Raw genomic sequence first — 13749 nt, 5'->3', positions numbered from 1 at the left:
CTCAGCGCGCGTTGGCGCGCAGCCAGTCTTCCACCACGGGGGCGATGTTCTCCCGCCAGCGGCTGCCGTTGAAGATGCCATAGTGGCCCACTTCGGGTGCCATGAAGTACTGCTTCTTCGCTTCAGGCAGGTCCGCCGCCAGGTCCAGTGCCGCCTTCGTCTGGCCCAGGCCGGAGATATCGTCGCGCTCGCCCTCGATCGCCAGCAGCGCGGTGTCGCGGATGGCGCCGGGGTCGATCGCCTTGCCGCGATGGACAAACAGGCCGCGCGGCAGGCTGTGCTGCTGGAACACGTGCTCGATCGTCTGCAAATAGAACTCGGCGGTCATGTCGCAGACGCTCAGGTACTCGTCATAGAACCGGCGCGTTGCCTCCGCACTCTCGTGGTCGCCCACGGTCAGGTGCTGGAACATCTGGTAGTGGCTTTGCATGTGGCTGTCGATGTTCATGCTGATGAACCCCGCCAGTTGCAGGAAGCCGGGATAGACCTTGCGGCCCGCGCCGGCATAGGTCAGCGGCACGGTGGCGATCACGTTGTTGCGGAACCAGCTCAGCGGGCGCTGCATGGCCACGTCGTTCACGCTGGTGGGGCTGGCGCGGGTGTCCACCGGGCCGCCCATCATGGTAAGGGTGGCGGGACGGAACGGGTCCTTGTCCGCCGCCATCACTGCGGTAGCGGCAAAGGCAGGCACGGAAGGCTGGCACACGGCCAGCACGTGGGTGCCTTCCCCGATGAAGTGCAGGTATTCGATCAGGTAGTCGATGTAATCGTCCAGGTCGAAGGTGCCGGCAGACAGCGGCACCAGCTTGGCATCGGCCCAGTCGGTAATCCACACCTCCTGGTTCTGCACCAGCCGCTCCACGGTGCCGCGCAGCAGGGTGGCGTAGTGGCCGCTCATCGGCGCGACCAGCAGCAGCTTTGGCGCATCCTTGGGCAGGCCCTTGCGCTTGAAGTGGCGCAGGCTGCCGAAAGGCTTTTCCAGCACCACGCTCTCGGTAACGGGCCAGCTCTTGCCGTCCACCTTTACCTCGGCAATGCCGAACTCGGGCTTGCCGCGCTCCTCGTAGATATGGGCGAACACCTTCAGCGCGCTCGCCATCGCCGGGCCCATGCCGAAATAGCCGATCGGCAGCGCCGGATTGCTGAGGATTTGAGCGCCCACGGCGGCCCAGTTGCTGGCCGCATTCATGAAGCTGCGGTGCATCTCGTAGGCGGAATAGAGCATGGGCTGTCCTTAGATCCCGGCGCGACCGACCCGTTTTCTAGCCGCAGCGTGGCATCCCATCTAGGCGATGTTGCGCCGCAGCAAAAGGTTAATGCACCGATTTGTCTTATCGATGATGCAAATTAATTGACCGCCCGCGCTTCAATCCCCCCGGCATATGGGCTAGGCGCGTGCGCCATATGGCCCGCCGTCCCGTGAAAGAAACCGTAGAGCCCGCCGATAACCTGGGGCCGCTGGCGATGATCTTCAGCGCCGCGGCGCGCTATCCGGTGCTGATCGCGCTGGCAGGCACGGCGCTGGCGGTGACGGCTTCGGCCACCCTGGCCATCCCCGCCTACTTCCGCGGCGTGATCGACAGCGGCTTTGCCGCCGGGGCCGATCCGGCACAAATCAACGTGTGGTTCCGCCGCCTGGGCCTGGTCGCCCTGGTGCTGGCGCTGGGCACGGCCTGCCGGTTCTATTTCGTCTCGATCCTGGGCGAGCGGGTGGTGGCCGATATCCGGCTGGCGGTGCAGACCAACCTGATGCGCCTGTCGCCCGGCTTCTTCGAGGAAAACAGCCCCAGCGAGATTTCCAGCCGGATGACGGCGGACACCGCGCAGATCGAGAACGTGGTGGGCACCACCATGTCCGTCGCGCTGAGGAACGCGATCACCGCCGTGGGGGGCCTCGCCTACATGGTCTACCTCGCCCCAACTCTCGCCATGCTGATGGTGGTGGCAATCCCGCTGGTGATTGCCCCTATCGCCATCTTCGGCCGCCGGGTCAGGAAGGCCAGCCGCGACAGCCAGGACCGTATCGCCACGGTCGGCAGCCGGGTGACCGAGGTGCTGGGGGCGATGAAGATCGTCCAGGCCTTCAACCAGGAGAAGCGCGAGGAGCAGCGCTTTGCCGCCAGCGTGGAGGACACCTTCCAGGCCGCGCGCACCCGCATCATGATCCGCGCGATCCTGACCGCCACGGCCATTGCCCTGATCTTCGGCGCGCTGACCTTCATCATGTGGCGCGGGGCCATGCTGGTGGCGCAGGGCACGCTGACCGGCGGCACGATTGCCGCCTTCGTCTTTACCGGCCTGATCGCGGCGGGCTCGTTCGGCTCGCTGACCGAGGTTTATGGCGAGCTGCTGCGCGGTGCCGGTGCGGCCAGCCGCCTCAGCGAACTGCTGGCCCAGCAGCCCACCGTTGCGCCCCCGGCGCGGCCCGTGGCCCTGCCGATCCCGCCGCGTGGTGCCCTGGCCTTCCAGAACGTCAGCTTCAGCTATCCCACCCGCCCCACCGATACCGCGATCAAGGACTTCACCCTGACGGTGGAGCCGGGCGAGACCGTGGCCATCGTGGGGCCCAGCGGCGCAGGCAAGAGTACGATCTTCCAGCTGGCCGAGCGGTTCTATGACCCGCAATCGGGCACGGTGAAGCTGGACGGGGTGCCGCTGACCCAGGCCGATCCGGCCGAGGTCCGCCGCCGCATGGCGCTGGTACCGCAGGAAGGCGTGCTGTTTGCCGCCAACGCGCGTGACAACCTGCGCTATGGCGCGTGGGACGCCGATGACGAGGCGATCTGGGAAGCGGCCCGCGCCGCCAATGCCGAGAAGTTTCTGCGCGACCTGCCCGAGGGCCTCGATACGTACCTGGGCGAGGGCGGTGCGCGCCTGTCCGGCGGCCAGCGCCAGCGCGTCGCCATTGCCCGCGCTGTGCTGCGCGATGCCCCGATCCTGCTGCTGGACGAGGCAACCAGCGCGCTCGATGCCGAGAGCGAGCGGCTGGTGCAGCAGGCGCTGGAACGGCTGATGATGGGCCGCACCACACTGGTCATCGCCCACCGCCTGGCCACCGTGCGCGCGGCCAACCGCATCGTGGTGATGGATGAAGGGCGCATTGTGGAACAGGGCGATCATGCCGCGCTGGTGGCCAGGGGCGGGCTCTATGCGCGCCTCGCCGCCCTCCAGTTCGACGATGGCAAACTGGCCGTTTGACCCGGTTGAGGCTGTCGCCAAGGCCCGCTATTCGACGAAGTAACAAGTGTAACCGACCAGCGGCTTCGCTCTGCCGGGCGAAGCGCTATGGCGGAATGTACGCATTTTCCGCGCGCCGGGCATTTTCCCGGTGGGCGCACACGCAAGGGACCCGAATGATCCGCCACCTGCTTGCTACTAGCATTTCCGCCATCGCCCTCGCCGCCGCTGCGGCCCCCGCCTTTGCCCAGGACACCGCCCAACCGGCCCCGCCCAGCTTCGGCACCTGGGGAGTGGACACCACCCAGCTTGATCCTTCGGTCGATCCGGGGGCTGACTTCAATGCCTATGTCAACGGCCGCTGGATCGCGCGGACCGAGATCCCGGCGGACCGCACCCGCTTCGGCAGCTTCGACATCCTGCGTGAGGATGCCACGCACGACGTGGAAGCGCTGGTGGCCGAACTCGCCGCCGCCAACCCCGCGCCCGGCACCACCGAGCGGCGGGTGATCGATACCTATAACGCCTTCCTCGACCAGCAGGCGATCGATGCCGCGGGTCTGGCCCCGGCCTATCCCTACCTGACGCGCATCTATTCCGCGCCGGACCTGGCCTCGCTCGTCTCGCTGTTCGGCGAGCCGGGCTTCCCGGGCCTCGTCAACGCCGGGGTGACTATCGACGATGTCGATCCCAACAGGCACGCCATCGCCGTGGGCTTCACCGGCATGGGCCTACCCGACCGTAAGTATTACCTGGAAGACAGCCCGCGCAATCTGGAGATCCGCGCCGCCTACATGGATTACCTGGCGTTCATGCTGGGCAAGGCCGGATACGAGGACCCCGCCGCCGCGGCACAGATCGTCTACGATTTCGAGCACCAGGTGGCCGCGCTGGAGTGGGACCAGCAGGTCATGCGCATTCCGGAGCTGACCTACAACGAGCTGACGGGTGCCGAACTGCGCGCCTTCGCGCCCGATTTCCCGGTCGATGCCCTGCTCGCGTCCAGCGGCTTTGCCGGGCGTGACCGGTTCCTTGCCGCGCAGATCCTGCCCACAGCCGAGGAAGTTGGCGAACTGGGCCTGACGCCGGAACAGATGGCGCTGATGGGCGGCGGCCTGCCGGCGATGATGCAGCTCGTCTCGCAGACCCCGCTTGCCAACCTCAAGGCGTGGATGGCGGTGCGCTTCCTGGCGGCCAATTCCGCCGTGCTGCCGCAGGAGATCGACGATGCGCAGTTCGCTTTCTTCGGCACCAAGCTGAACGGGCAGACCGCCCAGCGCGACCGCTGGAAGCGCGCCATCAGCGAGGTGGAGGGCATCCTAGGCGAGCAACTGGGCGCGCTCTACGTGTCGCGCTATTTCCCGCCGGACAGCAAGGCGCAGATGGATGAACTGGTCACCAACCTGCGCCGCGCGATGCGCCAGGATATCACCGAGAACGGCTGGATGACCCCCGCCACGCAGGCCGAGGCGCTGGCCAAGATCGACAGCTTCGATACCCAGATCGGCTATCCGGGCGAGTTCGAGACCTATGCCGGCCTCGCCATCACCCCCGGCCAGCCGCTGGCCAACCGCGTTGCCGCCGCCGCATGGGCCAAGGCTGATTGGCTGGCCCGGCTGGACCAGCCGGTCGACCGGCAGGAATGGCAGATGCTGCCGCAGACGGTGAACGCCTATTACATGCCGCCGTTCAACCAGATCGTGTTCCCCGCCGCGATCCTGCAGCCGCCCTTCTTCAACCCCGATGCCGATCCGGCGGTCAACTATGGCGCTATCGGCGCGGTGATCGGGCACGAGATCGGCCACGGCTTCGATGACAGCGGCTCGCGCTATGACGGCACGGGCGCGCTGCGCAACTGGTGGCAGCCGCAGGACGAGGCCGGCTTCCGCGAGCAGACCGGCCGCCTGGTCAACCTGCTGGGCCAGTATTGTATCGAGGATGGTGAGGTGTGCCTGACAAGCCGCGGCGTGGGCGAAACGCTGGGCGACGTGGTGGGCCTGCAGATGGCCTGGCACGCCTACCAGCTCTCGCTGAACGGCCAGCCGGCCCCGGTGATCGACGGGTTGACGGGCGACCAGCGCTTCTTCCTGGGCTTTGCCCAGATCTGGCGCGGCAAGTGGCGGCCCGAAGCCAGGCGCGCGCAAATGGTGGGCGGCAGCCCGCACCCGCCGGAAGACTTCCGCCTGAACAATGCCGTGCGCCATATCGATGCCTGGTACACCGCGTTCAACATCACGCCGGACGATCCGCTGTACCTGCCGCCCGAGCAGCGCGTGCAGATCTGGTAATTGTGCAGTGCTGGCGGCGGGCGCGCTTGACTTGCGCCCGTCGCATGCTGCACCTGCACAATCATGGATAGCACGCTTACCGCGATCATCCTCGGCATCGTCGAGGGCCTGACCGAGTTCCTGCCGGTCTCCTCCACGGGGCACCTGATCCTTGCCACCGAGCTGCTGGGCTATGACGCGGATGCCTGGGCAGTGTTCAATATCGCCATCCAGCCGGGCGCGATCCTGGCCGTGGTGGTGCTCTACTGGCGCACTTTCTGGGATGCCTTCATCGGCCTGTTCCGGTGGGATCCGCAGGCGGTTGCCTTCACCCGCAACCTGCTGGTGGCCTTCTTCCCCGCCGTGCTGCTGGGCCTGGCCTTCGGCGACCAGATCGAGGCGCTGCTGGAAAGCGCCGAGGTGGTCGCCTGGGCGCTGCTGCTGGGAGGCATTGCCATCCTGCTGGTGGAGCGGCACGCCAACCCTTCCGAAAGCGGCGGCGTGGCGGCCATGTCTCTGCGCCAGTCTGCCGGCGTGGGGCTGGTGCAATGCCTGGCGATGATACCCGGCGTCAGCCGTTCGGGGGCAACCATCCTGGGCGCAATGGCCCTGGGGGTAGACCGCAAGACGGCAGCGGAATTCAGCTTCTTCCTGGCGCTCCCCACGCTGACCGGGGCCACCGTGCTTCAGCTCTACAGGCACCAGGACCAGCTCGACGGCGGCATGATGGGGCTGATCGGGATCGGCTTCGTGGTCTCGTTCGTGGTGGCGCTGGCGGTGATCAAGGCCTTCGTCGCCTATGTCAGCCGCCACGGCTTCGCGCCCTTCGGCTGGTACCGGATCGTCATCGGGGCTGCCGCAATCGCCTGGCTGGCGCTGCGCTAAGGCTACCGAATCAACGCTTTTCCGCCCCTTTCAGGCGAATTTGGGCAGGATAATCACGTTTGGGCCACATTGGTGTCAGCCCTTATCCAGCCTGCCCTGACAAATAGAAATGTATGAATTCCAATGGTTTTTTCGCTTTTTGCGAAAGTGCGCAGGGGGTGCCCGTTGGGGCATTGTGGCAAAATCTTGGCGAAAAGTGCACTTTCTGTTTTGCACTGCCGCAAGATGCGCTAAATGGACCCGCGAAGGGGCGCTTCGCCCATTCATCGACAGGCGGCAACAGCCGCCTTCGGTTCTCTTGAAGGGGAATTATCATGAAGAAGATCATCGCTGTCGCCGTTCTGGCCCTGGGCCTGGCTGCTTGCTCGTCGGAAGAAGCTCCCGCCGAAGATTCGGCCATGGAATCGGCCGCTCCGGTTGATTCGGCTGCTTCGGCTGTGGACTCGGCCGCTTCGGCTGTGGACTCGGCTGCTTCGGCCACCGACTCGGCCGCTTCGGCTGTGGAATCGGCTGCCGCTTCGGAGTAATCCGCAGCCGGCCGGAACCCCAGGGTTCCGAACCGAACAAAGAAGGGTCGGTCCTCATGGGACCGGCCCTTTCTTTTTGCCCGTGATCGGGGCTGCCGAAGTTAGGGCGCAGCGCTATCGGCGGCCGCGGGGGCCAATTCCGTGCCGGGCGCTCCTGCGGCATCGTCCAGCGCCTCGGGCGGCAGGCGCTGCGAATCGAGCATCTCCGCCGCCTGGTCCAGCGCCTCCGCCTCGTCCACGCTAACACCGCCCGGGCCCGCCTCCGTCCCGCTGCCGCAGGCGGCCAGCAGGCCGGGGGCCAGAAGCAGCAGCGGGCGCAGGGTCATTCCCCTTCTGCCTCCGGGGCTGCGGGGGCGGGAGTGGCAGGCGCCGCAGCGGCGGGTGCCGCCGCACTGTCGGCCGCGCTGTACACCGCGCTTTCCGCCGCTTCCACCTGCGCCGAAGGATCGGCCACCGGCGGCGGGGTGTTGGCCATTGCTTCGTCAGCCGGCATCTCCACCGTGTCCGCCACGGCATCTTCCGAGGCATCGGTGGACGAGCCGCAGGCAGCCAGCGCAAACGGCGCAGCCAGGGCCAGGGCCAGGGTCATCTTGGTCTTCATCGCACAACTCTCCGCATGAACAGGGGTTGGCGGGGAAACTAGCCCAGCGGGCCAGCGATTTAAATGGGGCGATTAAAACGGGGCAAAGCAGCGCCGGGCGGTTCCTCCGGGCCGGCCCTTGTGGCAGGCAGCGCGCGATGCGATCCCCCTTCGACCAGACCCTGCAGGCCCCGCCAGAGGCGCACGAGGCGCTGCGCTGCCTGTTCGGCTTCCCCGGTTTTCGCGGGGTGCAGGAACAGGTGGTGGCGCGCGTGCTGGCGGGTGGCAGCACGCTGGCGATCATGCCCACGGGTGCGGGCAAGTCGCTCACCTACCAGCTTCCCGCCACGCTGCTGCCGGGCACCTGCGTGGTCATTTCTCCGCTGATCGCGCTGATGCACGACCAGCTTCGCAGCGCCGCCGCCAACGGCATCGCCGCCGCCACGCTGACCAGCGTCGACGCAGACTGGCGCGAGACGATCAACCGCTTTCGCGCCGGCGAACTTGACCTGCTCTATGTCGCGCCCGAACGCGCCAGCCAGCCGCAGTTTCGCGAACTGCTGGAGGCAGGCCGCGTGGCCCTGTTCGCGGTGGACGAGGCACACTGCGTGTCCGAATGGGGGCACGACTTCCGGCCTGACTATCGCCTGCTGCGCCCGCTGATGGATGCTTTTGCGGCTGTGCCCCGGCTGGCCCTGACCGCCACGGCCGATCATCGCACGCGGGCGGACATCGTGCAGCAGCTTGGCATTCCGGCCGAGGGGATGATCGTGGCCGGGTTCGACCGGCCCAACATCCGCTATGCCGCGCGCCATCGCGACAGCGCGGTGCGCCAGATCGCCGCACTGATGGCCGAGCAACCGGGTCCGGGTATCGTCTATGCCCCCACGCGCAAGAAGGTGGAGGACCTGGCGCAGAAGCTGGCCCAGACCACGGGGCGCAAGGTGCTGCCCTATCACGCCGGGCTGGACCCGGCGGTGCGGGCGGACAACCAGGCACGCTTTGTTGCCAGCGAGGACATGGTGATCGTGGCCACGATCGCTTTTGGCATGGGCATCGACAAGCCGGACGTGCGCTTCGTGGCCCATGCGGGCGTGCCCAAGTCGATCGAGGCCTATTACCAGGAAACCGGCCGCGCGGGCCGCGACGGTGACCCTGCAACGGCGCTGATGCTGTGGGCGGCGGAGGATTTCGCCCGCGCCCGCCACCGCCTGGGCGAGGTCGATCCCGCTCGGCGCGAGGGCGAGCGGCAGCGGATCGAGGCGATGGCCGCGCTGATCGAAAGCGGCACCTGCCGCCGCGCGATCCTGCTAAGGCATTTTGGCGAAGACCCGCCGGCCACCTGCGGCAACTGCGACAACTGCCTCGACGCGCCTGCGCTGACCGATGCGACGGAACTGGCCCGCAAGCTGCTGAGCGCCGTCTATCGCACCGGCCAGTCGTTCGGCTTCGGCCACGTGGAAAAGGTGCTGACCGGCGTGGCGGATGACCGGGTGGTGCAGCGCGGGCATGACCGGTTGAGCGTGTTCGCCATCGTGCCGGGCGCTGAAGCGCCCCTGCTCAAGCCGCTTGCCCGCCTGTTGCAGGCGCGCGGCAGCCTGGTGCCCACCGAGCACGGCGGCCTGGCGCTGGGCGGCGATGCGCGGGAAATCCTGCAAGGCAGCATTCCGGTGATGCTGGCCCTGCCTCCCCGCAGCGAGCGCAAGGCGCGCCGGTCACGCGGGGAGGGTGGCGCGGCGGTCAATCCGGTAGCCGATCCGCTGTTCGATGCCCTGCGTGCCTTGCGGCGCGAACTGGCGCAGGATGCGGGCGTGCCGCCCTATGTGGTGTTCCACGATGCCGTGCTGCGCGACATGGCCGCGCGCCGCCCCGCAAGCCTGGCCGAACTGGGCGCCCTGCCCGGGGTGGGGGCCAGGAAACTGGAAGCTTACGGAGGGGCATTCCTGGCGGTGATTCGCCAGCATTAGCCGCGTGTTTACAGCAGCTTGCCGATTCCGCTTGCGGAGCCGCCCTCTTATCGTAAATTTGATATCATATTTATATCAGACAGGAGGGTTTCCCATGGTCGGATTTGCAGCGGATATGACCATCAGCAAGGAACGGCCGGCGGCCACCTACAACGGCTACCTGCTGTTGCTGGCGGCCCTGGTGCTGGCCGGCTGGGTTATTTCGCGTTTCATTTCGTTTGCCGCCAGCGGCCCCTCGCTGCTGGGGGTGATCTCGCTGCCGGTATCGGCCCTCCTGCTCCTGCTGATCGCCTTCGGCTTCTTCATGATCCAGCCCAACCAGGGGCGGGTGATAACCCTGTTCGGCGAATACTGCGGGACCGAGCGGCAGGCGGGCCTGCGCTGGGTGTGGCCGTGGATGGGCAAGACCCGCGTGTCGCTGCGGGCCAACAACATCCATTCCGAACGGGTCAAGATCAACGACCTGCGCGGCAACCCGGTGGAGATTGCCTGCAACGTGGTGTGGCGCGTGGCCGATACCGCGCAGGCGGTGTTCGACGTGGACGACTATCGCAGCTTCGTGAACATCCAGATCGAAGCCGCGCTGCGCACCGTGGGGGCGCGCCATCCCTATGACGACATGAGCGAGGAGGACGAAACCACGCTGCGCGGCAGCGCCGACGTGATCAACGCCGAACTTCAGGCCGAGCTGAACGACCGCCTGAAGGTGGCCGGCATCGTGGTCGACGAGGCAGGCCTGACCCACCTGGCCTATGCGCCGGAGATCGCCGGGGCCATGTTGCGCCGCCAGCAGGCCGAGGCGGTGATCGCTGCCCGCCGCAAGCTGGTGGAAGGCGCGGTGACCATGGTGGAGATGGCGCTCAACCAGCTTTCCGCCAAGGACGTGGTGCACCTGGATGACGAACGCCGCGCGGCGATGGTCAGCAACCTGATGGTGGTGCTGTGCGGCGAGCGGGATACCCAGCCGGTGGTCAACGCAGGCTCGCTGTACCAGTAAGCCTGCACGATGCCCGCCAGCCCCAAGAAAAGCTTCCCCCTGCGGCTTGATCCGGCGCTTTATGCGGCCCTGGAACGGGTCGCAGCGGCGGACTTCCGCTCGGTCAATGCCGAGGTGGAGGTGCTGCTGCGCGAGGCGATGGCCCGGCGCGGCATCAAGGTGGGGCAAAGCGAGGCGCCCCGGCGCGGGCGGCCCAGGAAGGATGCGGAATGATGCCCGATGAGGACAAGCCCTTTGTCTGCCACCGCCGCGGGTGGGCGTTCAACATCCGGCCCCGCAGCCTCTATGGCTGGTGGCTGATGGCGCTGTGGGTTGCTCCGCTGCTTGCCGGAGCGGCCTTGCATGGCTGGCTGGTGCAGCGCTGGCCCGATCAGGCCGTTGCCCTGTCGATCACCCTGTCGCTTGTCCTGCTGGCGATCGGCTGGCTGATCGCCATGGTGCGCTGGATGCTGGCGCGATCGGTTATCCTTGATAAGGATTGATCGCAGAGAAGCGAACCGGGGGAGAGGCATGAAGTTCGGCATTTTCGATCACGTGGACGATTCCGGCCTGCCGCCGGCGGAGCACATGGCAGCACGGCTGGAAATGGTGGAGGCGTTCGAGGCGGCAGGCTTCCACGCCTATCACGTGGCCGAGCATCACGGCACCCCGCTGGGCCATGCGCCCAGCCCGGCGGTCTACCTGGCGGCGGTGAGCCAGCGGACCACGCGCCTCAGGTTCGGCCCGCTGGTGTTCCTGCTGCCGCTGTACCACCCGCTGCGCCTGATCGAGGAAGTGGGGATGCTGGATGCGCTGTCGGGCGGACGGCTGGAACTGGGCTATGGTCGCGGTGTCTCGCCGGTCGAAATGGGCTTCTATGGCGTGGACAGGGACGAACAGGCCGAGCGCATGATCGAGACCTTCGACGTGTTGATGCAGGGCATGACCAGTGACCGGCTGACCCACCAGGGCCGCTTCTTCCGCTTCGACGATGTGCCCATGCTGCAACGCCCGGTGCAGCAGCCGCACCCGCCGCTGTGGTACGGCACCAATACGCCAGGATCGGCCGCCAGGTGCGCCCAGCAGCGGCTGAACATGCTGACGCTGCTGTCGGGAGAAGTGCCGCGCACCATGATGCAGGACTATCGCGATGCCTATCGCGCCAGCGGCGGCGAGGAGGCCGAGATGCCGTTCATCGGCGTGGGCAGGCATATCGTGGTGGCCGACAGCGACGAGGAAGCACTGGCCATCGCCCGCCCGGCCTTTGCCCGCTGGCGGGCCAGCTTCGTGCAACTGTGGGAAGCGCGCGGAGCGATGAACCCTTTCGTCGCGGCCACACCGCAAGACTGGGATGCCCTGGAAGCCCGGGGAGCGGCCTGTGCCGGCTCGCCCGATACGGTGCGCGCCTTCATCGCGCGCGAGGCGGAAACGGTCTCGTTCAACTACTACACGGCGCAACTGGCCTTTGGTGACATGACCGTGGCGCAGGTGCGCCGATCGGCCGAGCTGTTCGGGGCCGAGGTGATGCCCGCCTTTGCCGCTCAGGGCTGACGGAGGTGGCGGGCTCCTACCCCGGCAACGGCGTGCGCCGCAGCGGCACGTTCCTGGGCCTGCTGTGCGCGGCGGGGCTGGTGGGCGTGGCCTCGCTGGCCCTCGCGCCGCTGGAGCTGGCCTTGCCCGACGGGATCGAAGCCCCGCGCGCCGCGCTGCTGCTGCAACCCGCGCTGCTGGTGGTGCTGCTCGCCGTGCTGGGCTGGGTGGCCGCGCCGCGCACCGGGCTGGATGCACCCGTGCTGGGCGCGCTGGCTGACGGGGGAGACTGGCGGCGGCCGCTGAAAGCCGCGCTGGCCCCGGCGCTGCTGGCGGGTGCGCTGTCGGCGGCGGTCATGCTGGTCTATGCCCTGCTGGCCGATGCCGACCTGCAGGGGGTGGACCGGGCCTTCGACGTGCCGCTCGTTTCCCGCGTGCTATATGGCGGGCTGACCGAGGAAGTGCTGCTGCGCTGGGGCGTGATGGGCGGCCTTGCCTGGCTGCTGCTGCGTTTCGGCCGGCCACTGGGCCTTATGGGTGAGCGGGCCCTGTGGGTGGCCAACGCCTGGGCCGCTCTGCTGTTCGGCCTGGGCCACCTGCCCACGCTCTATGGCCTGCTGCCGGATCCTTCGACCTGGCTGGTCATGCTGGTGGTGGGGGCCAACGCGCTGATCGGCATGGTCTTCGGCTGGCTGTTCATCCGGCGGGGTCTGGAAGCGGCGATGATCGCCCATGCCCTCGCCCACGTGATCGCGCTGAGCCTGGCACCGCTGCTTTAGCTCCGGTTTAACCCGGCCGGGCTATGCTGGCGGCATGACCAGAACCCTGATGCTCGCCCTTTCCGCGCTTGCCGCCCTGCCGCTGGCTGCTGTCGCCGTGGCCCAAGGCTCGCCGTCGTCCTTCACCGTGGTGGAAACCGGCCAGTCCTTTGCCAGCCTGCAGGCGGCGGTGGATACCATCGGTGATGCCGACGGCACCATCGCCATCGCGCCTGGCACCTATCGCCAGTGCGCGGTGCAGAGTGCGGGGCGCGTGGCCTACCTCGCCACCCAGCCGGGCCAGGTGGTGTTCGATGCCGTCACCTGCGAGGGCAAGGCCGCGCTGGTGTTGCGCGGGCGCGGGGCGGAAGTGTCGGGCGTGGTGTTCCAGAACATGCGCGTGGCCGATTACAACGGTGCCGGTATCCGGCTGGAGCGGGGCGACCTGACCGTGGCGCAAAGCTGGTTCCGCGACAGCCAGCAGGGAATCCTGACTGCGGGTGACCCTTCGGCCATGCTGGTGGTCGACCACTCCACCTTCACGCGCCTTGGCACCTGCGACGGGGCGGGCGGCTGCGCGCATTCGATCTACGCGGGTGACCTGGGGCTGGTGCGGGTGAGCAACAGCCGGTTCGAGCAGGGGCGCGGCGGCCATTACCTGAAGGCACGCAGCCGCCAGGTGCAGATCGCCAGCAACAGCTTTGATGACGCGCAGGGCCGCGCCACCAACTACATGATCGACCTGCCGGCCGGGGCCAGCGGGCAGATCACCAACAACTGGTTCGTCCAGGGGCGCGACAAGGAGAACTACTCCGCCTTCATCGCCGTGGCCGCCGAAAGCCGCGACTATGCCAGCGCCGGTCTGGTGGTGGCGGGGAACACCGCACGGTTTGCGCCGGGAGTGGACCGCAACAGCGTGTTCGTGGCCGACTGGTCGGGCGAAGTGCAGCAGATCGCCGACAACCGGCTGGGTGCGGGGCTGGAGCGGTACGAGATCAGGTAGGGTCTGACTTCCCGTTGCCCGTCATCCTGAACTTGTTTCAGGATCCATTTCGCCGTTCACACGGCAGGTCGATTCGGCA

The 13749-nt window shown here is 67.5% G+C and carries 14 protein-coding genes; 11 read left to right on the top strand and 3 right to left on the bottom strand.

Going from position 1 to position 13749, the window contains the following annotated elements:
• Window position 1 precedes the first annotated feature (1 nt).
• Entirely contained in the window at window positions 2-1225 is a 1224-nt protein-coding gene (locus GRI99_RS01725) for a polyhydroxyalkanoate depolymerase (RefSeq protein WP_160770278.1), read from the bottom strand.
• Between the two features lie 179 nt (window positions 1226-1404).
• Here GRI99_RS01725 and GRI99_RS01720 point away from each other — a divergent pair, with 179 nt between their 5' ends.
• The 4 genes from GRI99_RS01720 to GRI99_RS01705 all read left to right on the top strand — a co-directional run bounded on the left by GRI99_RS01720 (window position 1405) and on the right by GRI99_RS01705 (window position 6856).
• Entirely contained in the window at window positions 1405-3198 is a 1794-nt protein-coding gene (locus GRI99_RS01720) for an ABC transporter transmembrane domain-containing protein (protein WP_160770277.1), read from the top strand.
• Between the two features lie 155 nt (window positions 3199-3353).
• Complete coding sequence (locus tag GRI99_RS01715) at window positions 3354-5465, top strand: M13 family metallopeptidase (RefSeq protein WP_160770276.1); 2112 nt, start codon at window positions 3354-3356, stop codon at window positions 5463-5465.
• Between the two features lie 63 nt (window positions 5466-5528).
• Window positions 5529-6329 (top strand): undecaprenyl-diphosphate phosphatase, encoded by an 801-nt coding sequence (locus tag GRI99_RS01710; protein WP_160770275.1) that lies wholly within the window; start codon window positions 5529-5531, stop codon window positions 6327-6329.
• 314 nt (window positions 6330-6643) lie between these two features.
• Window positions 6644-6856 (top strand): lipoprotein, encoded by a 213-nt coding sequence (locus GRI99_RS01705; RefSeq protein WP_160770274.1) that lies wholly within the window; start codon window positions 6644-6646, stop codon window positions 6854-6856.
• A gap of 101 nt (window positions 6857-6957) precedes the next feature.
• On the opposite strand, the gene GRI99_RS01700 is transcribed toward GRI99_RS01705, so the two are convergent.
• Together GRI99_RS01700 and GRI99_RS01695 are read right to left on the bottom strand one after the other, a co-directional pair.
• Entirely contained in the window at window positions 6958-7182 is a 225-nt protein-coding gene (locus GRI99_RS01700) for a hypothetical protein (protein ID WP_160770273.1), read from the bottom strand.
• Window positions 7179-7457, bottom strand: coding sequence for a hypothetical protein (locus tag GRI99_RS01695; RefSeq protein WP_160770272.1), 279 nt, complete (start codon window positions 7455-7457; stop codon window positions 7179-7181). The genes GRI99_RS01700 and GRI99_RS01695 overlap by 4 nt, the downstream gene beginning before the upstream one ends.
• A 137-nt stretch (window positions 7458-7594) precedes the next feature.
• On the opposite strand from GRI99_RS01695, the gene recQ reads away from it, so the two are divergent.
• The 7 genes from recQ to GRI99_RS01660 all read left to right on the top strand — a co-directional run bounded on the left by recQ (window position 7595) and on the right by GRI99_RS01660 (window position 13670).
• Window positions 7595-9403 (top strand): DNA helicase RecQ, encoded by a 1809-nt coding sequence (gene recQ / locus GRI99_RS01690; protein WP_160770271.1) that lies wholly within the window; start codon window positions 7595-7597, stop codon window positions 9401-9403.
• Window positions 9404-9497: 94 nt separating this feature from the next.
• The gene (locus tag GRI99_RS01685; protein ID WP_237438064.1) at window positions 9498-10400 is read left to right on the top strand and encodes an SPFH domain-containing protein; all 903 of its coding nucleotides are present in this window, start codon (window positions 9498-9500) and stop codon (window positions 10398-10400) included.
• Between the two features lie 9 nt (window positions 10401-10409).
• Window positions 10410-10613, top strand: a complete 204-nt coding sequence (locus tag GRI99_RS01680; protein ID WP_160770270.1) for a type II toxin-antitoxin system antitoxin — start codon at window positions 10410-10412, stop codon at window positions 10611-10613.
• Complete coding sequence (locus GRI99_RS01675) at window positions 10610-10882, top strand: hypothetical protein (protein ID WP_160770269.1); 273 nt, start codon at window positions 10610-10612, stop codon at window positions 10880-10882. The genes GRI99_RS01680 and GRI99_RS01675 overlap by 4 nt, the downstream gene beginning before the upstream one ends.
• A gap of 28 nt (window positions 10883-10910) precedes the next feature.
• On the top strand, window positions 10911-11930 hold the full coding sequence (locus tag GRI99_RS01670) for an LLM class flavin-dependent oxidoreductase (protein WP_160770268.1): 1020 nt from the start codon (window positions 10911-10913) through the stop codon (window positions 11928-11930).
• A gap of 5 nt (window positions 11931-11935) precedes the next feature.
• The gene (locus tag GRI99_RS18945; RefSeq protein WP_160770267.1) at window positions 11936-12688 is read left to right on the top strand and encodes a CPBP family glutamic-type intramembrane protease; all 753 of its coding nucleotides are present in this window, start codon (window positions 11936-11938) and stop codon (window positions 12686-12688) included.
• Between the two features lie 34 nt (window positions 12689-12722).
• Window positions 12723-13670, top strand: a complete 948-nt coding sequence (locus GRI99_RS01660; protein WP_160770266.1) for a right-handed parallel beta-helix repeat-containing protein — start codon at window positions 12723-12725, stop codon at window positions 13668-13670.
• Window positions 13671-13749 lie beyond the last annotated feature (79 nt).

The organism is Alteraurantiacibacter buctensis, assembly GCF_009827655.1.
Classification (GTDB): Bacteria; Pseudomonadota; Alphaproteobacteria; order Sphingomonadales; family Sphingomonadaceae; genus Alteraurantiacibacter; species Alteraurantiacibacter buctensis.
Note: the sequence above shows the minus strand (reverse complement) of the source record. Positions and strands in the feature narration are given on the sequence as shown.